Source organism: Klebsiella sp. CN_Kp073, from assembly GCF_040065495.2.
GTDB classification, from domain to species: domain Bacteria; phylum Pseudomonadota; class Gammaproteobacteria; order Enterobacterales; family Enterobacteriaceae; genus Klebsiella; species Klebsiella aerogenes.
In genome coordinates, this window is record NZ_CM198051.1 from 5,036,651 (window position 1) to 5,056,990 (window position 20,340).

Consider the following 20,340-nt stretch of genomic DNA (forward strand, 5'->3'; position numbering starts at 1 on the left):
TTATCAGCGATTAGCCGAGAACTTTAGCAACCACGCCCGCGCCAACGGTACGGCCGCCTTCACGGATTGCGAAACGCAGACCGTCGTCCATCGCGATCGGGTGGATCAGGGTAACAACCATTTTGATGTTGTCGCCCGGCATTACCATCTCTACGCCTTCCGGCAGTTCGATGGTACCAGTCACGTCAGTAGTACGGAAGTAGAACTGCGGACGGTAGCCTTTGAAGAACGGAGTATGACGGCCGCCTTCATCTTTGGACAGGATGTACACTTCAGATTCGAACTTGGTGTGCGGCTTGATGCTGCCCGGCTTAGCCAGTACCTGACCACGTTCGATTTCTTCACGTTTGATACCACGCAGCAGAACGCCTACGTTCTCACCAGCACGGCCTTCGTCCAGCAGTTTGCGGAACATTTCAACGCCAGTACAGGTGGTTTTCGCGGTGTCTTTGATACCAACGATTTCAACTTCTTCACCAACTTTGATGATACCGCGCTCTACACGACCGGTAACAACGGTACCACGACCGGAGATGGAGAATACGTCTTCGATCGGCAGCAGGAACGGCTTGTCAATCGCACGCTCTGGTTCCGGGATGTAAGAATCCAGGAAGCCAGCCAGTTCGATGATTTTCGCTTCCCACTCTGCATCGCCTTCCAGCGCTTTCAGAGCAGAACCACGAACGATCGGAGTGTCGTCGCCCGGGAAATCGTACTGAGACAGCAGTTCACGAACTTCCATCTCAACCAGTTCCAGCAGCTCTTCGTCATCAACCATGTCGCATTTGTTCAGGAACACGATGATGTACGGAACGCCTACCTGACGACCCAGCAGGATGTGCTCACGAGTCTGCGGCATCGGGCCGTCAGTCGCAGCAACAACCAGGATCGCGCCGTCCATCTGAGCAGCACCGGTGATCATGTTTTTAACATAGTCGGCGTGGCCCGGGCAGTCTACGTGCGCGTAGTGGCGAGTCGGGGTGTCATATTCAACGTGGGAAGTGTTGATGGTGATACCACGAGCTTTTTCTTCCGGCGCGTTATCGATCTGGTCGAATGCGCGAGCAGCACCGCCGTAGGTTTTAGCCAGTACGGTAGTGATTGCAGCGGTCAGCGTTGTTTTACCATGGTCAACGTGGCCGATAGTACCGACGTTAACGTGCGGTTTTGTACGTTCAAACTTTTCTTTAGACATCGATTGTCCCTCTAAGACACGGATAAATCGGTGATATCACCACATCAACCAGGCAACATGCCCGACTTGTTGAATGCAATAAACAGAGAGAAACAGGGAAGGAGAGATAAAGAAGTGGTGCTGATACCCAGAGTCGAACTGGGGACCTCACCCTTACCAAGGGTGCGCTCTACCAACTGAGCCATATCAGCACGTCTGGAGCGGGCAGCGGGAATCGAACCCGCATCATCAGCTTGGAAGGCTGAGGTAATAGCCATTATACGATGCCCGCATCCTGAAACTCGGCTACCCAGTTCTTTCTGTAACAAAAAAGAGATTGCTCTCTTTAATGTTGAGCTGATTAGTTTACCCAACCAACTCCGGCTACGCAAAGCGTCGCCCGAAAGTGGTGGTGGGGGAAGGATTCGAACCTTCGAAGTCGATGACGGCAGATTTACAGTCTGCTCCCTTTGGCCGCTCGGGAACCCCACCCAAATTGTTATGGTGCCGACTACCGGAATCGAACTGGTGACCTACTGATTACAAGTCAGTTGCTCTACCTACTGAGCTAAGTCGGCATCAAGTAGCGCGCATTCTAGGGAGACCTGCGAGTTCATGCAACTAAAAATTTGCATAAAACGTTCTCTTGCTCACATTTTGTGCTCTTACGTGAAAAAACGGTGTAATTTCAAACAATGGAGTGCAAAAAAAGCGCATTCCTCAACGCAGAATTTGTTTCGCTGCGCCTGTCAGATACAAGAATGACGGTTTTTTCACCTGGAAATCCTGGTGGCAGGCGCGATCGCTAACCTGCAAAGATAGCAGACTCGCTTTCTCCCCTCTTTCTACTTATTCATCACTTGTGATGCTGCTATGAGAAAGCGCCCTTCGATGAGTTTTTTTCTTATTATTCCCGGCATTCTGGTGTTACCCTCCTGCCCATTGTCCTGATTAACTAGTGTGAAGCATCACCGCTACCTCTTTTTCGGTGATAGTAAGAACATGCTTATGAGCAAAAAAGAGCAGACGTTAATGACACCCTATCTACAATTTAACCGCAACCAATGGGCTGCACTTCGTGATTCCGTTCCGATGACGCTGACAGAGGAAGAAATCGCGCGGTTAAAAGGCATCAACGAAGATCTTTCGCTGGAAGAAGTCGCCGAGATCTATTTGCCGCTGTCACGTTTGCTCAATTTCTATATCAGTTCCAACCTGCGTCGCCAGGCGGTGCTTGAACAATTCCTTGGTACCAACGGCCAGCGTATCCCTTACATCATCAGTATTGCAGGTAGTGTTGCGGTTGGTAAAAGTACAACAGCGCGTGTTTTACAGGCGCTGCTTAGCCGCTGGCCTGAACATCGCCATGTAGAACTGATTACTACCGATGGCTTCTTACATCCTAACTCGGTGTTAAAGGAACGCGGCCTGATGAAGAAAAAGGGCTTCCCGCAGTCGTATGATATGCATCGGCTGGTGAAGTTTGTTTCTGATCTGAAATCTGGCGTACCCAGCGCAACCGCGCCGGTCTATTCCCATCTGATTTATGATGTTATTCCTGATGGCGATAAAACCGTTGCTCAACCGGATATTCTTATTCTGGAAGGTTTGAACGTTCTGCAGAGCGGAATGGATTATCCACACGATCCCCATCATGTATTTGTTTCTGACTTTGTCGATTTCTCTATTTACGTCGATGCGCCGGAAGACTTATTAAAGAACTGGTATATCAATCGCTTCCTGAAATTCCGTGAAGGAGCTTTTACCGATCCGGATTCTTATTTCCATAATTACGCCAAACTTTCAAAAGACGAAGCGGTTAATATTGCCACTTCATTATGGAATGAGATCAACCTACTGAACTTAAAAGAAAATATATTACCAACCAGAGAGCGTGCCAGCTTGATTATGACGAAGAGCGCAAATCACTCGGTCGATCAAGTTCGCCTACGGAAATAAAAAAGGGAGCGCAAGCTCCCTTCTGTTTATTCTGCGCTACGCAGCGATATCTCGCCCCCAACCCATGGTTTAATTACCCCATCCTGCTCGAGTAATAATGCCCCTTGTGCATCAATTCCGCGAGAAATACCAAATATTTCCTTATCGCCAATAATCAGCTTCACCGGCCGATTAATAAAGTTATCCAGTTTTTCCCAGCGTGGCAGGTAAGGTGTTAAACCTTCCTGCTCGAATAGTTGCAAACCGCTACGTAATGCTTTCACCAGACGCGCCGTCAGGGTGTTACGGTCAATGAAGACTCCCGCCTCCTGTAAGCTGATCCACCCCTGATTGACAACATCAGACTCAACCCGGCGCATCACGAGATTGATACCAGCACCGCTGACGATCTGCGCGGCATCACCGGTTTTGCCTGTCAGTTCTACCAGGATACCGGACAACTTGCGGTCCTGCAGATAAATATCATTCGGCCATTTGACCCGAACGTTATCCGCCCCCAGGCTCTGCAGTACTTCTGCAATCACAATACCGATGACCAGGCTCAAACCAATCGCAGCTGCGGGGCCTTGCTCCAGACGCCAGTACATGGAGAGATAAAGATTGGCCCCAAACGGTGAGAACCACTTACGCCCGCGGCGGCCACGACCAGCCTGCTGATATTCAGCGACACAGGCATCACCTGACTCCAGTTCGTCCAGACGATCCAGCAAATACTGGTTGGTGGAGTCAATCACCGGCAGCACGGTAATACGACCTTGTTCAATCTGGCCGGCAATCTTTTGCTCATCCAGCAATTCAATCGGCTCAGGGAGGCTATAGCCCTTCCCTGGTACGGTAAACACATCAACACCCCAGTCGCGGAGCGTCTGCATATGCTTGTTAATTGCAGCGCGGCTCATCCCCAGGCGTTCGCCGAGCTGTTCGCCAGAGTGAAACTCGCCATCCGCCAGAATAGAGATAAGCGTCAGGGGTACGGTATTGTCTTTCATGCAATCACCTCTTCCGCGTTCACTTCACCCTGCTCTCCGATGAAGCGCACTTCAGGCTGTAGCCAAACGTTAAATTTCTCGCCAACCTGCTGGCGGACATAGTGGGCTAACCCTACGACATCATCGCTGGTCGCCTGGTTATCGTTGATCAGCACCAACGCCTGCTGACGGTGAACTGCCGCCCCGCCGATAGTTTTACCTTTTAGCTGGCACTGATCGATAAGCCAACCGGCCGCCAATTTAACGCTGCCGTCAGCCTGTGGATAATGTGGCGCGCCAGGGAATGCAGCCAGCAATTCCTGAGCAACCTGAGCGCTGACGACCGGGTTCTTAAAGAAGCTGCCGGCATTACCATTTACTTTCGGATCCGGTAACTTGGTCATACGCATATGGCAAACCGCATCAAACACCTGGCGGGGGGTAACAGTTTGCGCATCGAGACGGGTTAAATCCCCGTAGGTCAGGACAGGCTGCCACGCTTTTTTCAGCCATAGCCCAACAGCCACTATCGCGTAACGATCCTGATATTCATGTTTGAAAATACTGTCACGATAGCCGAAACGGCACTGTGCGGTAGAAAGGCGCTGCTTGCGACCTGTTTCGAGTTCGATACAGTCTACGTATTCACATACTCGCTGCAGTTCGACGCCATAGGCACCAATATTTTGAATTGGTGAAGACCCCGCGCAGCCAGGAATTAAGGCCAGGTTTTCCAGCCCAGGCATGCCATTTTCCAGCGCAAATTGCACCAGTTGATGCCAGTTTTCGCCGGCGCCAACGTGCAAACGCCAGGCTTCAGACGTTTCGCTTACCTCGATCCCCATGATGCGGTTGATGATCACCGTGCCGGAATAGTCTTTCAGGAACAGCACGTTGCTTCCTTCTCCAAGGATCAGACAAGGTTGGTGTTCTGCAGCGGCGGCTTGCCAGGCAGCCAGCAACTGTTGTTCATTTTCAGCAAGTACAATTGCTTTGGCAGAATGGTTAATGCCAAAGGTATTCCAGGGTTTGAGGGAGAGGTTCATAGTGGCTTCCTGATGCAAAATCAGCATTAGTTTACCGTATATAGCGAGGGAAGGCTTGCCTGAATAATACCGGTTCAGGGCCGGGTTCTACTCATGATGGGCGTTAATGAATGGCGCTGGCAGGGAGGATGTTTCCCCGGAGGCGGTGCTGCGCACCTTTTCCGGGCTACGGGTTGGTAGCCCCGGTAAGCGCAGCGCCACCGGGGGAGCTATACGCCACACAGCAAAAAACCCCGCACCTTCCGGTACGGGGTTCTTCTTGTTTGATGCCTGGCAGTTCCCTACTCTCACATGGGGAGACCCCACACTACCATCGGCGCTACGGCGTTTCACTTCTGAGTTCGGCATGGGGTCAGGTGGGACCACCGCGCTATCGCCGCCAGGCAAATTCTGTTTTACCAGCCCGTCATTACGACGCACTGATTAATCTGTATCACGCTGAAAATCGTCTCAAATCGCCAAAACATCTTCGGCGTTGTAAGGTTAAGCCTCACGGTTCATTAGTATCGGTTAGCTCAACGTATCGCTACGCTTACACACCCGACCTATCAACGTCATCGTCTTTAACGTTCCTTCAGGAGACTTAAAGTCTCAGGGAGAACTCATCTCGGGGCAAGTTTCGTGCTTAGATGCTTTCAGCACTTATCTCTTCCGCATTTAGCTACCGGGCAATGCCATTGGCATGACAACCCGAACACCAGTGATGCGTCCACTCCGGTCCTCTCGTACTAGGAGCAGCCCCCCTCAATTCTCCAGCGCCCACGGCAGATAGGGACCGAACTGTCTCACGACGTTCTAAACCCAGCTCGCGTACCACTTTAAATGGCGAACAGCCATACCCTTGGGACCTACTTCAGCCCCAGGATGTGATGAGCCGACATCGAGGTGCCAAACACCGCCGTCGATATGAACTCTTGGGCGGTATCAGCCTGTTATCCCCGGAGTACCTTTTATCCGTTGAGCGATGGCCCTTCCATTCAGAACCACCGGATCACTATGACCTGCTTTCGCACCTGCTCGCGCCGTCACGCTCGCAGTCAAGCTAGCTTATGCCATTGCACTAACCTCCTGATGTCCGACCAGGATTAGCTAACCTTCGTGCTCCTCCGTTACTCTTTGGGAGGAGACCGCCCCAGTCAAACTACCCACCAGACACTGTCCGCAACCCCGATTAGGGGCCAACGTTAGAACATCAAACATTAAAGGGTGGTATTTCAAGGTTGGCTCCACGCAGACTGGCGTCCACGCTTCAAAGCCTCCCACCTATCCTACACATCAAGGCTCAATGTTCAGTGTCAAGCTATAGTAAAGGTTCACGGGGTCTTTCCGTCTTGCCGCGGGTACACTGCATCTTCACAGCGAGTTCAATTTCACTGAGTCTCGGGTGGAGACAGCCTGGCCATCATTACGCCATTCGTGCAGGTCGGAACTTACCCGACAAGGAATTTCGCTACCTTAGGACCGTTATAGTTACGGCCGCCGTTTACCGGGGCTTCGATCAAGAGCTTCTCCTTACGGATAACCCCATCAATTAACCTTCCGGCACCGGGCAGGCGTCACACCGTATACGTCCACTTTCGTGTTTGCACAGTGCTGTGTTTTTAATAAACAGTTGCAGCCAGCTGGTATCTTCGACTGATTTCAGCTCCACCCGCAGGGGCTTCACCTACATATCAGCGTGCCTTCTCCCGAAGTTACGGCACCATTTTGCCTAGTTCCTTCACCCGAGTTCTCTCAAGCGCCTTGGTATTCTCTACCTGACCACCTGTGTCGGTTTGGGGTACGATTTGATGTTACCTGATGCTTAGAGGCTTTTCCTGGAAGCAGGGCATTTGTTACTTCAGCACCGTAGTGCCTCGTCATCACACCTCAGCGTTAAAAGGTACCGGATTTACCTGGAACCTCCGCCTACATGCTTAAACCGGGACAACCGTCGCCCGGCTAACATAGCCTTCTCCGTCCCCCCTTCGCAGTAACACCAAGTACAGGAATATTAACCTGTTTCCCATCGACTACGCCTTTCGGCCTCGCCTTAGGGGTCGACTCACCCTGCCCCGATTAACGTTGGACAGGAACCCTTGGTCTTCCGGCGTGCGGGCTTTTCACCCGCATTATCGTTACTTATGTCAGCATTCGCACTTCTGATACCTCCAGCAACCCTCACAGGTCACCTTCGCAGGCTTACAGAACGCTCCCCTACCCAACAACACATAGTGTCGCTGCCGCAGCTTCGGTGCACAGTTTAGCCCCGTTACATCTTCCGCGCAGGCCGACTCGACCAGTGAGCTATTACGCTTTCTTTAAATGATGGCTGCTTCTAAGCCAACATCCTGGCTGTCTGTGCCTTCCCACATCGTTTCCCACTTAACTGTGACTTTGGGACCTTAGCTGGCGGTCTGGGTTGTTTCCCTCTTCACGACGGACGTTAGCACCCGCCGTGTGTCTCCCGTGATAACATTCTTCGGTATTCGTAGTTTGCATCGGGTTGGTAAGTCGGGATGACCCCCTAGCCGAAACAGTGCTCTACCCCCGAAGATGAATTCACGAGGCGCTACCTAAATAGCTTTCGGGGAGAACCAGCTATCTCCCGGTTTGATTGGCCTTTCACCCCCAGCCACAAGTCATCCGCTAATTTTTCAACATTAGTCGGTTCGGTCCTCCAGTTAGTGTTACCCAACCTTCAACCTGCCCATGGCTAGATCACCGGGTTTCGGGTCTATACCCTGCAACTTAACGCCCAGTTAAGACTCGGTTTCCCTGCGGCTCCCCTATACGGTTAACCTTGCTACAGAATATAAGTCGCTGACCCATTATACAAAAGGTACGCAGTCACACCATAAAGGTGCTCCCACTGCTTGTACGTACACGGTTTCAGGTTCTTTTTCACTCCCCTCGCCGGGGTTCTTTTCGCCTTTCCCTCACGGTACTGGTTCACTATCGGTCAGTCAGGAGTATTTAGCCTTGGAGGATGGTCCCCCCATATTCAGACAGGATACCACGTGTCCCGCCCTACTCTTCGAGTTCACAGCCTGTGCATTTTGGTGTACGGGACTATCACCCTGTACCGTCGGACTTTCCAGACCGTTCCACTAACACACAAGCTGATTCAGACTCTGGGCTGCTCCCCGTTCGCTCGCCGCTACTGGGGGAATCTCGGTTGATTTCTTTTCCTCGGGGTACTTAGATGTTTCAGTTCCCCCGGTTCGCCTCGTTAACCTATGTATTCAGTTAACGATAGTGTGACGAATCACACTGGGTTTCCCCATTCGGACATCGCCGGCTATAACGGTTCATATCACCTTACCGACGCTTTTCGCAGATTAGCACGTCCTTCATCGCCTCTGACTGCCAGGGCATCCACCGTGTACGCTTAGTCGCTTAACCTCACAACCCGAAGATGTTTCACTTCTGATTGCGAAAATTTGAGAGACTCGAACACACATTAACTGTGTGTCGTTTCAATTTTCAGCTTGATCCAGATTTTTAAAGAGCAAAACTTCGCAGTGAACCTTTTTCAGGTACACTCTGAAGTTTTCTTGTTTTTGCAGTAAGAATGGTGGAGCTATGCGGGATCGAACCGCAGACCTCCTGCGTGCAAAGCAGGCGCTCTCCCAGCTGAGCTATAGCCCCATCGAATGAATCTCTTTTAACCTTAATTCGTTTTCGGGCGCGGCGTGGTGAAGCGAAGCATACTGAAGTATGCGAGCTTTGCCACAACAAAGCACGAGAGCGAATTTGGTAGGCCTGAGTGGACTTGAACCACCGACCTCACCCTTATCAGGGGTGCGCTCTAACCACCTGAGCTACAAGCCTGCAGAGATTACTTACTGCTGTATTTTCATCAGACAATCTGTGTGAGCACTACAAAGGCAGGTTCTTTAAGGTAAGGAGGTGATCCAACCGCAGGTTCCCCTACGGTTACCTTGTTACGACTTCACCCCAGTCATGAATCACAAAGTGGTAAGCGCCCTCCCGAAGGTTAAGCTACCTACTTCTTTTGCAACCCACTCCCATGGTGTGACGGGCGGTGTGTACAAGGCCCGGGAACGTATTCACCGTAGCATTCTGATCTACGATTACTAGCGATTCCGACTTCATGGAGTCGAGTTGCAGACTCCAATCCGGACTACGACATACTTTATGAGGTCCGCTTGCTCTCGCGAGGTCGCTTCTCTTTGTATATGCCATTGTAGCACGTGTGTAGCCCTACTCGTAAGGGCCATGATGACTTGACGTCATCCCCACCTTCCTCCAGTTTATCACTGGCAGTCTCCTTTGAGTTCCCGGCCGGACCGCTGGCAACAAAGGATAAGGGTTGCGCTCGTTGCGGGACTTAACCCAACATTTCACAACACGAGCTGACGACAGCCATGCAGCACCTGTCTCAGAGTTCCCGAAGGCACCAAAGCATCTCTGCTAAGTTCTCTGGATGTCAAGAGTAGGTAAGGTTCTTCGCGTTGCATCGAATTAAACCACATGCTCCACCGCTTGTGCGGGCCCCCGTCAATTCATTTGAGTTTTAACCTTGCGGCCGTACTCCCCAGGCGGTCGACTTAACGCGTTAGCTCCGGAAGCCACGCCTCAAGGGCACAACCTCCAAGTCGACATCGTTTACGGCGTGGACTACCAGGGTATCTAATCCTGTTTGCTCCCCACGCTTTCGCACCTGAGCGTCAGTCTTTGTCCAGGGGGCCGCCTTCGCCACCGGTATTCCTCCAGATCTCTACGCATTTCACCGCTACACCTGGAATTCTACCCCCCTCTACAAGACTCTAGCCTGCCAGTTTCGAATGCAGTTCCCAGGTTGAGCCCGGGGATTTCACATCCGACTTGACAGACCGCCTGCGTGCGCTTTACGCCCAGTAATTCCGATTAACGCTTGCACCCTCCGTATTACCGCGGCTGCTGGCACGGAGTTAGCCGGTGCTTCTTCTGCGAGTAACGTCAATCACTAAGGTTATTAACCTTAATGCCTTCCTCCTCGCTGAAAGTACTTTACAACCCGAAGGCCTTCTTCATACACGCGGCATGGCTGCATCAGGCTTGCGCCCATTGTGCAATATTCCCCACTGCTGCCTCCCGTAGGAGTCTGGACCGTGTCTCAGTTCCAGTGTGGCTGGTCATCCTCTCAGACCAGCTAGGGATCGTCGCCTAGGTGAGCCATTACCCCACCTACTAGCTAATCCCATCTGGGCACATCTGATGGCATGAGGCCCGAAGGTCCCCCACTTTGGTCTTGCGACGTTATGCGGTATTAGCTACCGTTTCCAGTAGTTATCCCCCTCCATCAGGCAGTTTCCCAGACATTACTCACCCGTCCGCCGCTCGTCACCCGAGAGCAAGCTCTCTGTGCTACCGCTCGACTTGCATGTGTTAGGCCTGCCGCCAGCGTTCAATCTGAGCCATGATCAAACTCTTCAATTTAAGTTTGATGCTCGTGAATTAAACTTCGTAATGAATTACGTATGTTCACTCAGAGACTTGGTATTCATTTTTCGTCCGAGGACGTTAAGAATCCATGTCACTTTGAGTGCCCACACAGATTGTCTGATAAATTGTTAAAGAGCAGTGCCGCTTCGTTTTTCGCTGCGGCGCGGGGTGTGCATATTACGCTTTCCCGCCTCAGAGTCAAGCATTTATTTTGCTTTTCTCCGCGAGGTTCTCACCGGAACCCCGCTGACCCGGCGGCTTGTTTGCCGTTGTTCCGTGTCAGTGGAGGCGCATTATAGGGAGTTCTGAGACGTTGACAAGCCCTGTTTTCAAAAAACTTTTCAACCGTCTTTTTTTTGCGCAAAACGCCTTTAAAGCGGTAGTTTTTCCAGCGTTTCAAAGCCGTAACGCTGTAAAACGGGTAAAAGCTGTTCAGTATCCGGGGTAATCGCCATGCAAAAAGCCTTATTGGCATCATTCGATTTGGCATCCGGCGCTTCATGCTCCAGCAGCCAGGCGGTGCGTCGAGCAATCGCCGCGCCGGAATCGATAAACCGCGTTCCTTCCGGCATAACCTGTTGCAGTTCTTCCGCCAGTAGTGGGAAGTGCGTACAACCTAATACGACCGTATCGGGCGGTTCCTGCATCCGTAGCCACGGGCGCAGAATTCGACGCAGCTCTTCTAACGGTACCGCTTCGCCGTGCAGCTTCGCCTCTGCCAGTTCCACCAGCTCAGCGGAACCCAGCATTTCGATGCGGCACTCATTGGCAAAGCGGTCAATGAGTTCACGAGTATAAGGACGCTTGACGGTACCGCGCGTCGCCAGCAGGCCAACAATGCCGTTTGCCGTTAAGCGCGCGGCAGGCTTAATTGCCGGCACCACGCCGACCACCGGGAAAGCGAACTTTTCACGTAGGGCTGGCAGGGAAACGGTACTGGCGGTATTACAGGCGATGACCGCCAGCGCCAGAGGATAGCGTTGCTGAACGGCAGTCACGATCTCAACAACACGCTCAACGATAAACTCTTCGCTCTTCTCGCCATACGGGAAAGCAACGTTATCGAAAGCATAAATGTAATGTAGATCCGGCAGCAGCTGCCGAATCTCGTTATATACCGACAACCCACCGACGCCGGAATCAAACACCAGCACGGTGGGACGTGGATCAGAAGGTGTAGCTGCCAGACAAGGTGTATTCCCGTCCTGCAGTTTGGTAGCCATATACTGTCTCGTAATCTTTATCGAACAGGTTGGCTATTTTACCACGAACTGTGAGATGTGAGGTGACTGGATACGAAACTGCGAGATCCCACAAGCTTACGCCGCCCAACTTAACGCTCTCAGGCGCATAGGTTACCGGGTCGTAAGTGTTGTCATAACGGGTGCCAAGATAGTGATAGGTCACACCCCAGTCGAAATCATAAACCTGCCAGTCCAGCTGGTATTTCACCTGCTGTTTTGCCCGGCGCACCAGCAGCTCGTTGGTTTTCGCATCACGCGCATCGACATAGTCATAGCTGATGCTGTGCGCCAGCGGCCCGGTATCAAACGACGCCGTCGCTTCAATACCTTTAATACGCGCCTTGCCGACGTTGTAATATTTCATCAGCTGCGAGTCGTAGTCGATCAGATTGTCGATGTCGTTACGATATCCGGACAGCCGCCATGTCACCCCAGACGTCAGGCCTTCAAAGGCCCCTTCCCACTGCTTGCTCTCTTCCGGGTCGAGATTCTGATTACCATAGAAGCCGTACAGCTGGCCGAGATTCGGCGCTTTGTAGGCGGTGCCATAAGAGGCGATAAAGCGGTAGCCGTCGATAAACTCCCACGCGGCGCTGCTCTGCCAGGTACCGTGCTGGCCAAACTGCGAGTTATCATCGCTACGCGCCGCCCCTTCCAGGGTGAAATCGCCCAACTTTTGCAAGCCGGTGATAAACAGGCCGGTATTACGGATTTCATAGCCATCGGTCACATAGTTCGTGCCAGGCTCGGTGGTTTGTTTCTGCCAGTCGATTCCGGCGCCCACGTTGCCGTGGCCAACATCGACCGTGTTCGCCCACTGCACGTTGTACTGTTTCACTTCATCCAGCGTCGCCGAGGTGTCATAGCGCCCCAGTCGCGGATCGTAATTGTAGTCCTTGCTGTGGCTATAGCTGGAAGTCAGCTGCGAGTGGAAGATATCCTGATTAAAACGCAGGCCGGCATCCCAGGTCTGGCTATACAGCTGGCGAGTGTCGACTAATACGCCGCCATAAGGAGAGCCATCATAGGCCGTCCGGTTGTCATAACCATATCCGCGCACAAAGCCGCTCCACTCATTGGAGAAGCTATGCTCCAGCGCGCCGTAGATCGTTTTGCTCATAAAGCCATCGCGATCCGGCTGGCGAACGCCGCCGGTATTGCCTTCCGCGACAACATCAAAGCCTTTGGTATAGGTATAGTCGCCCGCCAGGGTGACGCGGGTATGACCGCCGAAAGTCTGCTGCGTGCTGCCGCCGTAGTTCTGGTAGCCATTTGAACCCACGCCGGCATTGAGCGTGGTGCCGTCCTGGTCGCGAGTGGTAATAATGTTCACCACCCCGCCAATCGCGTCTGAACCGTAGACCGCCGAGCGCGGGCCGCGAACGTACTCAATGCGCTGTACCAGAGCGATAGGGAACTGGCTTAAGTCAGAAGAGCCGCTGACGCCCGCCTGATTCAGACGTACGCCATCCACCAGGATTAAGACATGGCTGGAGTTGGTACCGCGTACGAAAAGAGAGCTCTGCTGCCCCATGCCGCCGTTTTGCGCGATGTCCACGCCCGGCAGGCGGCGCATCACATCGGTGAGAGAGGTTGACTGCCAGCGATCGATATCCTGCCGCGTCACCACGCTCACCGGCGCCAGCACGGTCTCGATAGGTTGCGCCACACGGTTTGCCGTCACCACTAACGTATTTGAATTGCTGTCCTGCGCCCAGCCGGAAAATGCCGTGACGGATAAAGCCGTCATCAGCGAAGCTTTTTTAATCATTGTAAAAGCATCCATAATATAGAGAGGATGCCGCCGGCTCTATCAGTAGCTCGCGATGATAGAAACCAAATGCGACGTATCCGGCAGGTCTTCGGGCTTGGAGGCGGTTTCAAGAAATAATGACTTCCCACGGCTAACCGCAGTGTCTGCACCGAGTGCGCTTATTTCTCGCCTTTCCTTACCGCTGCGCGTCAGCTCCAGATTCGCACTGGATTCCCTATTAACTCAGAGGACCGGTTGCAAGATGCTACAATTAGAAACATATAGATGTCCAGACTGCTATAACGATATTTCATCCGCAACCAGGACTGGACATCCCCAATGCTTTCCCTACAATCCCCGCGTACTTATTTTATTCAGGATGCATCATGACCCCCGAACACCTCCCTACCGAGCAATACGAAGCGCAACTGGCAGAAAAAGTCGTCCGTTTGCAGAAAATGATGGCCCCTTTTGCCGCGCCGGTTCCGGAGGTATTTCGTTCGCCGGTCAGCCACTACCGGATGCGCGCTGAATTTCGCCTGTGGCACGACGGCGACGACCTCTATCACATCATCTTCGATCAGCAGACCAAGTCGCGTATTCGCGTCGATACCTTCCCGGCCGCCAGCGAGCTCATCAACCAGCTGATGCCGGCGATGCTCGACGGCGTGCGCCATAACCCGGTCCTGCGCCATAAGCTTTTCCAGATTGATTATCTGACGACCATGAGCAACCAGGCCATCGTCTCGCTGCTCTATCACAAGAAGCTCGACGACGAATGGCGCCAGCACGCGGAAGCGCTGCGCGATGCCCTGCGCGCGCAAAATCTCAACGTGCAGCTGATTGGCCGCGCCACTAAAACCAAAATCGAGCTCGATAGGGATTATGTCGATGAACGTCTACCGGTTGGCGGGCGCGAAATGATTTATCGTCAGGTAGAAAACAGCTTTACCCAGCCAAACGCGGCGATGAATATTCAGATGCTGGAGTGGGCGCTGGACGTCACCAAAGGCTCCACCGGCGATCTGCTGGAGCTCTACTGCGGCAACGGCAACTTCTCGCTGGCGCTGGCGCGTAACTTCGATCGCGTGCTGGCGACGGAAATCGCTAAACCGTCAGTCGCCTCCGCGCAATACAATATTGCCGCCAACCATATCGATAACGTGCAGATTATCCGCATGGCGGCAGAAGAGTTTACTCAGGCGATGAACGGCGTGCGAGAGTTTAACCGTCTACAGGGTATCGATCTGCAAAGCTATCAGTGCGAAACCATTTTTGTCGATCCGCCGCGCAGCGGGCTGGATAGCGAGACCGAAAAAATGGTTCAGGCCTATCCGCGAATTCTGTATATCTCCTGCAACCCGGAAACACTGTGCCAGAACCTGGAAACCCTCAGCCAGACGCACAATGTCACCCGCCTGGCGCTATTCGATCAGTTCCCGTATACCCACCATATGGAATGCGGCGTGCTGTTAACGAAGAAATAAACGCATAAAAAAACCCGGCGAACGCAATGTTGCCGGGTTATTGCCTGGCGGATTACTCCGCCGCGGTATCTTTGCGGTTGCGCATCTTGTAACCGATCCAGAACACCATCACGACGGACAGTACGGCCGGGAAGAAGTTAGAGCCGATATCCGGATATTCTGCGCGCACCACGGTGCTATACAGCAATACGCCGAGAATAAAACAGGCGGCGGAAAGCCCCGGCAGCCCGACCGGCATACTGCGGTTCTGATAGCGCTGGTGCAGGCAGTACACCGTCAGCAGCAGCGACAGAACCGGGAAGATGGAAAAGGGAACGATTGAGCTGAACAGCGCGGCGAAGGTGCCATTAATGGACAGACCCGCGATCAGCGCCAGCAGTAGCGTACCTTTATCTTGAACTGAGTGTTTCATTGCTCGTCCTTCACGTTATTCGGAATGATGTGACATTTTTTCTTGTTCACGGCGATACCAGTAATACGCGCCTTTTGAAATCATTCTGAGCTGCAGTACCAGCCGCTCTTCCAGCTGTCGGCGCTGTTCCGGACTGACGTCCAGCGCTTCCGCACCGGCGTTGAATACGATGGTGACCATAGCTTCAGCCTGCGCTTCGGTAAAGGCGCGCGGCATATGATTTTCGAGTTCTAAATAGTCGGCAAGTTCCGCGATGAAATGCTGGATCTCGCGCGCTACAGCGGCTCGAAACGCCGCGGATGTGCCAGAACGCTCACGCAACAGCAGGCGAAAGGCGTTCGGGTTGTTACCAATAAACTCCATAAAGGTAGAGACGGAGGTGCGGATCACGCTGCCGCCTTTGGCAATGCGCTGGCGCGCCTGGCGCATCAGCTGGCGCAGCATTAGCCCGCTTTCGTCTACCATCGTCAGGCCTAACTCATCGACATCGCGAAAATGACGATAAAAGGACGTCGGCGCGATCCCTGCTTCCCGCGCAACCTCGCGCAAGCTCAGGCTGGCAAAGCTTCGCTCAGCGCTAAGTTGGCTAAATGCCGCTTCCACCAGCGAGCGGCGGGTTTTTTCTTTTTGTTGTGCTCTTACGCCCATCACGATGTATGAATCCTTCCAATAGCCCTGTCGGCACTATACCAGAGATTAAAACTAATCGGTTTGTACTGGATTGTGAATGATTGTTTATGAGCCGTTTCTGCTTTTATGCCGCAAAAAAGCACAACGATAATTGGGTTAAAGCTCGCCAAATGTTATCATCGTGTTTATTTTGTGTATAAAACAGGTGAGTAATGCCATGTCACACTCTTGGGATTATGATGCAATAGTGATTGGTTCCGGTCCTGGCGGCGAAGGTGCCGCTATGGGACTGGTGAAACAGGGAGCGCGTGTTGCCGTTATCGAGCGCTACCATAACGTCGGCGGTGGTTGTACCCACTGGGGAACCATCCCGTCAAAAGCGCTTCGCCATGCCGTCAGCCGTATTATCGAGTTTAACCAAAACCCCCTCTACAGCGACCATTCCCGTCTTCTCCGTTCTTCCTTCGCCGACATCCTCAACCATGCCGACAGCGTCATTAACCAGCAAACCCATATGCGTCAGGGTTTCTATGAGCGCAACCACTGCGAAATTCTGCAGGGCAACGCCCACTTTGTTGATGAGCACACGCTGGCGCTGGAGTGTCACGATGGCACCGTAGAAACGGTCACCGCCGAGAAATTCGTTATCGCCTGCGGCTCGCGCCCGTATCATCCGGCCGACGTCGATTTCCACCACCCGCGCATTTACGACAGCGATTCCATTCTTAGCCTGCACCACGAACCGCGCCACGTGATCATTTACGGCGCCGGGGTGATCGGCTGCGAGTACGCATCGATCTTCCGCGGTATGGAAGTTAAGGTCGATCTGATCAACACCCGCGATCGTCTACTGGCGTTCCTCGATCAGGAGATGTCCGATTCGCTCTCCTATCACTTCTGGAACAGCGGCGTGGTTATCCGCCACAACGAAGAGTACGAGAAAATCGAAGGCGTCGATGATGGCGTGATCATGCATCTGAAATCCGGTAAGAAGCTGAAAGCTGACTGCCTGCTGTACGCCAACGGCCGTACCGGTAACACCGACACCCTGGCGCTGGAAAATATCGGTCTGCAAACCGACAGCCGCGGCCAGCTGAAAGTGAACAGCATGTATCAGACTGCTCTGCCGCACATCTATGCCGTCGGCGACGTTATCGGTTATCCGAGCCTGGCATCAGCGGCTTACGATCAGGGGCGCATCGCCGCGCAGGCGCTGATCAAAGGCGAAGCCTCCGCGCATCTGATTGAAGATATCCCGACCGGGATCTACACCATTCCGGAAATCAGCTCAGTGGGTAAAACCGAGCAGCAGCTAACCGCCATGAAGGTGCCTTATGAGGTCGGTCGCGCGCAGTTTAAACATCTGGCGCGGGCGCAAATCGTCGGTATGAGCGTAGGTACGCTGAAGATTCTGTTCCATCGCGAGACGAAAGAGATCCTCGGTATCCACTGTTTTGGCGAGCGCGCGGCCGAAATTATTCATATCGGCCAGGCGATTATGGAGCAGAAAGGTGGCGGTAACACCATTGAGTACTTCGTTAACACCACCTTTAACTACCCGACCATGGCCGAAGCCTATCGGGTAGCGGCGTTAAACGGCTTAAACCGCCTCTTTTAACGCCTTATCGAAGTGGCCATCCATAGTACTACGGATGGCCTCCGCCAGATGCTCATAGCGGCTACGCAGCGGCGAACCAGGACGATAAACCAGCCCGATGGTGCGTCTTGGTTCCGGCTTAATGCACGGAATATAGACCACGCCATCGCGTTTTCTCTCCTGCGGTACCGCCAGCGCCGGCAGCAGCGTAATACCACTTCCGGCGGCAACCATGTTGCGCAGCGTTTCAAGGCTGGTCGCCCGGAAGTGGGTATCTTCATCCGCCCCCGCTTCAAAGCAGAAGCCCATCGCCTGGTCGCGCAGACAGTGTCCGTCTTCCAACATCAGCAGCTTTTCACCGGCCAAATCCGACATCGGCACGCGATCGCGCTCCGCCCACGGATGGTCTTCGTAGATAGCCAGCATCATCGGCTCATCGAACAGCGGCACTTCGATAAAGGCTTCACTCTCTTTGACCAGCGCGAGGATCGCGCAGTCGAGCTTACCGCTATCGAGCTGCGCCAGCAGCTGATGGGTTTGCGCCTCATGCAGATACATTTCCAGCTTCGGGAAAGTCTGATGCAGCATCGGGATTATGTGCGGCAGCAAATATGGCCCCACCGTCGGGATCAGGCCGATATGCAGCGGCCCGGACATGGTTTCCCCTTGCTGGCTTGCCATCTCCTTGAGCACTTTTACTTCGCGTAGCACGGTACGCGCCTGATCCACCAGCAGCAAACCCGCCTGAGTGAACAGAACCTTACGGCTGGTGCGCTCCAGTAACATCACCCCAAGTTCATCTTCCAGCTTGCGAATTTGTCCGCTGAGCGTGGGCTGACTGACGTGGCAGGAATCTGCCGCACGTCGGAAGTGGCGATGTTCAGCCAGCGCTACCAGGTATTCAAGATCGCGAATATTCATTATTCATCCTCCATCGCCACGATAGTCCATGGCGATAGATAGAATAGCAACGAACGATTATCCCTATCAAGTTTTCTGTTCAATAATAACCACAGAAACGAGGAGAACATCTGAAAATCATTGAGTCGCCTCACAGTTTCCCTACCCGAACAACTAAAGCCAACGTGAACTTTTGCGGACCTTGTGTCCGCTTTTTTTTGCGTAAAAAAGCCCGGGAGTTACCCAGGCTCATTCACTCGCGCGCAATCTCTTACACCAGGCGCTGTCTGGCGTCGGCAATCGCCTGCGCCACCTGCTGCGGCGAAACGCCGCCTTTGGCCGCACGTTTATCAAGGCAGGACTGCAACGACAGGATCGGGTAGACGTCATCGCCGATAACGCTGCTGAACTTTTGCAGGTCGCTTAATGGCAAATCTTCCAACGCTTTGCCCTGAGCAATCGCTTCAACCACCGCTTCACCGACGATATGGTGCGCTTCGCGGAACGGAACGCCTTTTGCCACCAGGTAATCCGCCAGCTCGGTAGCGTTGGCGTAGCCCTGCTGCGCCGCTTCCGCACAGCGCGGACGTTTCACCTGAATACCGTCCAGTACCAGCGCCGCCATGTGCAGGCAGTCGAGCCAGGTGTCCAGCGCATCGAACAGCCCTTCTTTGTCTTCCTGCATATCTTTGTTGTAGGCCAACGGTAGCCCTTTCAGGGTCATCATCATGCCGGTCAGCGCACCCTGCACGCGGCCGCATTTACCGCGGATCAGTTCCAGCGCATCCGGGTTTTTCTTCTGCGGCATCAGCGACGAACCGGAAGTAACGCGGTCAGACAGTTCAACAAAACCCGCTTCGCCGGTATTGAAGAAAATCAGATCTTCGGCAAAACGCGACAGGTGCACCATGCCGATTGAGGCATCGGAAAGCAGCTCCAGCACGTGATCGCGATCGGAGACGCTATCGAGGCTGTTACGGGTCGCTGATGCGAAACCCAACCAACCGGCCAGCTGCTCACGGTCGATTTCATAAGCGGTTCCCGCCAGCGCGCCGCAGCCCAGCGGGCTGACATCAAGGCGCTTGAGCGCGTCCTGCAAACGGCTTTCATCACGGGCCAGCATTTCAACGTAGGCCAGACACCAGTGCGCAAAAGTCACTGGTTGCGCGCGCTGCAGATGGGTATAACCCGGCATCACCGCATCCTGATTGTTGCCAGCGGTTTCCACCAGCGCGCTTTGCAGTTGGCGGGTCGCGGACAGCAACTCGGTGACGGTCTCTTTACACCACAGCTTGAGATCGGTGGCGACCTGGTCGTTACGGCTGCGTCCGGTGTGTAGTTTTTTGCCCAACTGGCCGACTTTATCGATCAGTTTTCCTTCGACCCAGCTATGGATATCTTCGGCATCGCTTTCAAGGATTTGCTGCGGGTTGGCGCGTACCTCTTCCAGCAGAACGTTCAGCGCCTCTTCCAGCTGCAGCTGCTCATCGGCGGTCAGTACGCCTACGGTTACCAGCGCTTTGGACCAGGCGACGGATCCCACGATATCCTGTTCCGCCAGACGATAGTCAAAGCGTAAAGAGTCGTTGAATTGTTTGAACCGCTGGTCTGCTGCCTGTGTAAAACGCCCGCCCCAAAGTGCCATAACATGCTTCCTTTATTCGTGAGTTCTGCCGGGCCGCGCTGCGCTTACCCGGCCTACGGTCTTGTTGCCCCGGCAAGCAACGCGCCGCCGGGCAT

The 20,340-nt window shown here is 53.5% G+C and carries 12 protein-coding genes, 6 tRNA genes, 3 rRNA genes and 1 riboswitch; of the genes, 3 read left to right on the forward strand and 18 right to left on the reverse strand.

All coding sequences use genetic code 11. From position 1 onward, the window contains the following. Positions 1-10: 10 nt before the first annotated feature. From tuf to ABLV66_RS24210, 5 genes are all read right to left on the reverse strand, one after another. Entirely contained in the window at positions 11-1,195 is a 1,185-nt protein-coding gene (gene tuf, locus ABLV66_RS24190) for an elongation factor Tu (protein ID WP_015368828.1), read from the reverse strand. A gap of 115 nt (positions 1,196-1,310) precedes the next feature. Further along, positions 1,311-1,386 (reverse strand) — tRNA-Thr (locus tag ABLV66_RS24195). Between the two features lie 5 nt (positions 1,387-1,391). After that, positions 1,392-1,466, reverse strand: a tRNA-Gly gene (locus tag ABLV66_RS24200). Between the two features lie 115 nt (positions 1,467-1,581). Beyond that, a tRNA-Tyr gene (locus ABLV66_RS24205) sits at positions 1,582-1,666 on the reverse strand. A 10-nt stretch (positions 1,667-1,676) separates the two neighbouring features. Continuing rightward, positions 1,677-1,752, reverse strand: a tRNA-Thr gene (locus ABLV66_RS24210). A 430-nt stretch (positions 1,753-2,182) separates the two neighbouring features. Between ABLV66_RS24210 and coaA the strand changes: the two genes are divergently transcribed. Further along, entirely contained in the window at positions 2,183-3,133 is a 951-nt protein-coding gene (gene coaA, locus ABLV66_RS24215; RefSeq protein ID WP_045398338.1) for a type I pantothenate kinase, read from the forward strand. A 26-nt stretch (positions 3,134-3,159) separates the two neighbouring features. Here the strand turns inward: coaA and birA are convergent, their stop codons facing one another. The 9 genes from birA to btuB all read right to left on the reverse strand — a co-directional run bounded on the left by birA (position 3,160) and on the right by btuB (position 13,592). Beyond that, complete coding sequence (gene birA / locus ABLV66_RS24220; RefSeq protein ID WP_045398335.1) at positions 3,160-4,122, reverse strand: bifunctional biotin--[acetyl-CoA-carboxylase] ligase/biotin operon repressor BirA; 963 nt, start codon at positions 4,120-4,122, stop codon at positions 3,160-3,162. Next, the gene (murB, locus tag ABLV66_RS24225; protein ID WP_045398341.1) at positions 4,119-5,147 is read right to left on the reverse strand and encodes a UDP-N-acetylmuramate dehydrogenase; all 1,029 of its coding nucleotides are present in this window, start codon (positions 5,145-5,147) and stop codon (positions 4,119-4,121) included. Before murB ends, birA begins: the two co-directional genes overlap by 4 nt. Before the next feature lie 268 nt (positions 5,148-5,415). Further along, positions 5,416-5,531 (reverse strand): 5S ribosomal RNA (gene rrf / locus ABLV66_RS24230). A 95-nt stretch (positions 5,532-5,626) separates the two neighbouring features. Next, a 23S ribosomal RNA gene (locus ABLV66_RS24235) occupies positions 5,627-8,531 on the reverse strand. A gap of 170 nt (positions 8,532-8,701) precedes the next feature. After that, positions 8,702-8,777, reverse strand: a tRNA-Ala gene (locus ABLV66_RS24240). 106 nt (positions 8,778-8,883) lie between these two features. Beyond that, positions 8,884-8,960: transfer RNA gene (locus tag ABLV66_RS24245), tRNA-Ile, on the reverse strand. Between the two features lie 71 nt (positions 8,961-9,031). After that, positions 9,032-10,571, reverse strand: a 16S ribosomal RNA gene (locus ABLV66_RS24250). Together the 16S, 23S and 5S rRNA genes with 2 tRNA genes alongside form the textbook arrangement of a ribosomal RNA operon. A gap of 377 nt (positions 10,572-10,948) precedes the next feature. After that, entirely contained in the window at positions 10,949-11,800 is an 852-nt protein-coding gene (gene murI, locus ABLV66_RS24255) for a glutamate racemase (protein ID WP_015703959.1), read from the reverse strand. Then, positions 11,745-13,592, reverse strand: a complete 1,848-nt coding sequence (btuB, locus tag ABLV66_RS24260; RefSeq protein ID WP_015368904.1) for a TonB-dependent vitamin B12 receptor BtuB — start codon at positions 13,590-13,592, stop codon at positions 11,745-11,747. The genes murI and btuB overlap by 56 nt, the downstream gene beginning before the upstream one ends. A gap of 65 nt (positions 13,593-13,657) precedes the next feature. Continuing rightward, a riboswitch (cobalamin riboswitch) is annotated at positions 13,658-13,845 on the reverse strand. A gap of 115 nt (positions 13,846-13,960) precedes the next feature. Here btuB and trmA point away from each other — a divergent pair. Beyond that, the gene (gene trmA, locus ABLV66_RS24265) at positions 13,961-15,061 is read left to right on the forward strand and encodes a tRNA (uridine(54)-C5)-methyltransferase TrmA (RefSeq protein ID WP_020077583.1); all 1,101 of its coding nucleotides are present in this window, start codon (positions 13,961-13,963) and stop codon (positions 15,059-15,061) included. 52 nt (positions 15,062-15,113) lie between these two features. On the opposite strand, the gene ABLV66_RS24270 is transcribed toward trmA, so the two are convergent. Both ABLV66_RS24270 and fabR read right to left on the reverse strand, forming a co-directional pair. After that, complete coding sequence (locus tag ABLV66_RS24270; RefSeq protein ID WP_045395329.1) at positions 15,114-15,473, reverse strand: YijD family membrane protein; 360 nt, start codon at positions 15,471-15,473, stop codon at positions 15,114-15,116. A gap of 15 nt (positions 15,474-15,488) precedes the next feature. Beyond that, on the reverse strand, positions 15,489-16,124 hold the full coding sequence (gene fabR / locus ABLV66_RS24275; protein ID WP_015368907.1) for an HTH-type transcriptional repressor FabR: 636 nt from the start codon (positions 16,122-16,124) through the stop codon (positions 15,489-15,491). Between the two features lie 196 nt (positions 16,125-16,320). Between fabR and sthA the strand changes: the two genes are divergently transcribed. Then, positions 16,321-17,721, forward strand: a complete 1,401-nt coding sequence (gene sthA, locus ABLV66_RS24280) for a Si-specific NAD(P)(+) transhydrogenase (protein WP_015368908.1) — start codon at positions 16,321-16,323, stop codon at positions 17,719-17,721. Here the strand turns inward: sthA and oxyR are convergent. Further along, positions 17,704-18,621: a DNA-binding transcriptional regulator OxyR gene (oxyR, locus tag ABLV66_RS24285; RefSeq protein ID WP_047047259.1), complete on the reverse strand. Its 918-nt coding sequence runs from the start codon at positions 18,619-18,621 to the stop codon at positions 17,704-17,706. The two genes, sthA and oxyR, sit on opposite strands and share 18 nt — an antisense overlap. A gap of 250 nt (positions 18,622-18,871) precedes the next feature. Next, positions 18,872-20,245, reverse strand: coding sequence for an argininosuccinate lyase (argH, locus tag ABLV66_RS24290; protein ID WP_015368911.1), 1,374 nt, complete (start codon positions 20,243-20,245; stop codon positions 18,872-18,874). Between the last annotated feature and the right edge of the window lie 95 nt (positions 20,246-20,340).

Excerpts from the sequence above, each read along its gene's own strand:
- tuf (WP_015368828.1), bottom strand. The coding sequence starts at position 1,195 with ATGTCTAAAGAAAAGTTTGAACGTACAAAACCGCACGTTAACGTCGGT.
- coaA (WP_045398338.1), top strand. The coding sequence starts at position 2,183 with ATGAGCAAAAAAGAGCAGACGTTAATGACACCCTATCTACAATTTAAC.
- birA (WP_045398335.1), bottom strand. The coding sequence starts at position 4,122 with ATGAAAGACAATACCGTACCCCTGACGCTTATCTCTATTCTGGCGGAT.
- murB (WP_045398341.1), bottom strand. The coding sequence starts at position 5,147 with ATGAACCTCTCCCTCAAACCCTGGAATACCTTTGGCATTAACCATTCT.
- murI (WP_015703959.1), bottom strand. The coding sequence starts at position 11,800 with ATGGCTACCAAACTGCAGGACGGGAATACACCTTGTCTGGCAGCTACA.
- btuB (WP_015368904.1), bottom strand. The coding sequence starts at position 13,592 with ATGATTAAAAAAGCTTCGCTGATGACGGCTTTATCCGTCACGGCATTT.
- trmA (WP_020077583.1), top strand. The coding sequence starts at position 13,961 with ATGACCCCCGAACACCTCCCTACCGAGCAATACGAAGCGCAACTGGCA.
- ABLV66_RS24270 (WP_045395329.1), bottom strand. The coding sequence starts at position 15,473 with ATGAAACACTCAGTTCAAGATAAAGGTACGCTACTGCTGGCGCTGATC.
- sthA (WP_015368908.1), top strand. The coding sequence starts at position 16,321 with ATGTCACACTCTTGGGATTATGATGCAATAGTGATTGGTTCCGGTCCT.
- oxyR (WP_047047259.1), bottom strand. The coding sequence starts at position 18,621 with ATGAATATTCGCGATCTTGAATACCTGGTAGCGCTGGCTGAACATCGC.
- argH (WP_015368911.1), bottom strand. The coding sequence starts at position 20,245 with ATGGCACTTTGGGGCGGGCGTTTTACACAGGCAGCAGACCAGCGGTTC.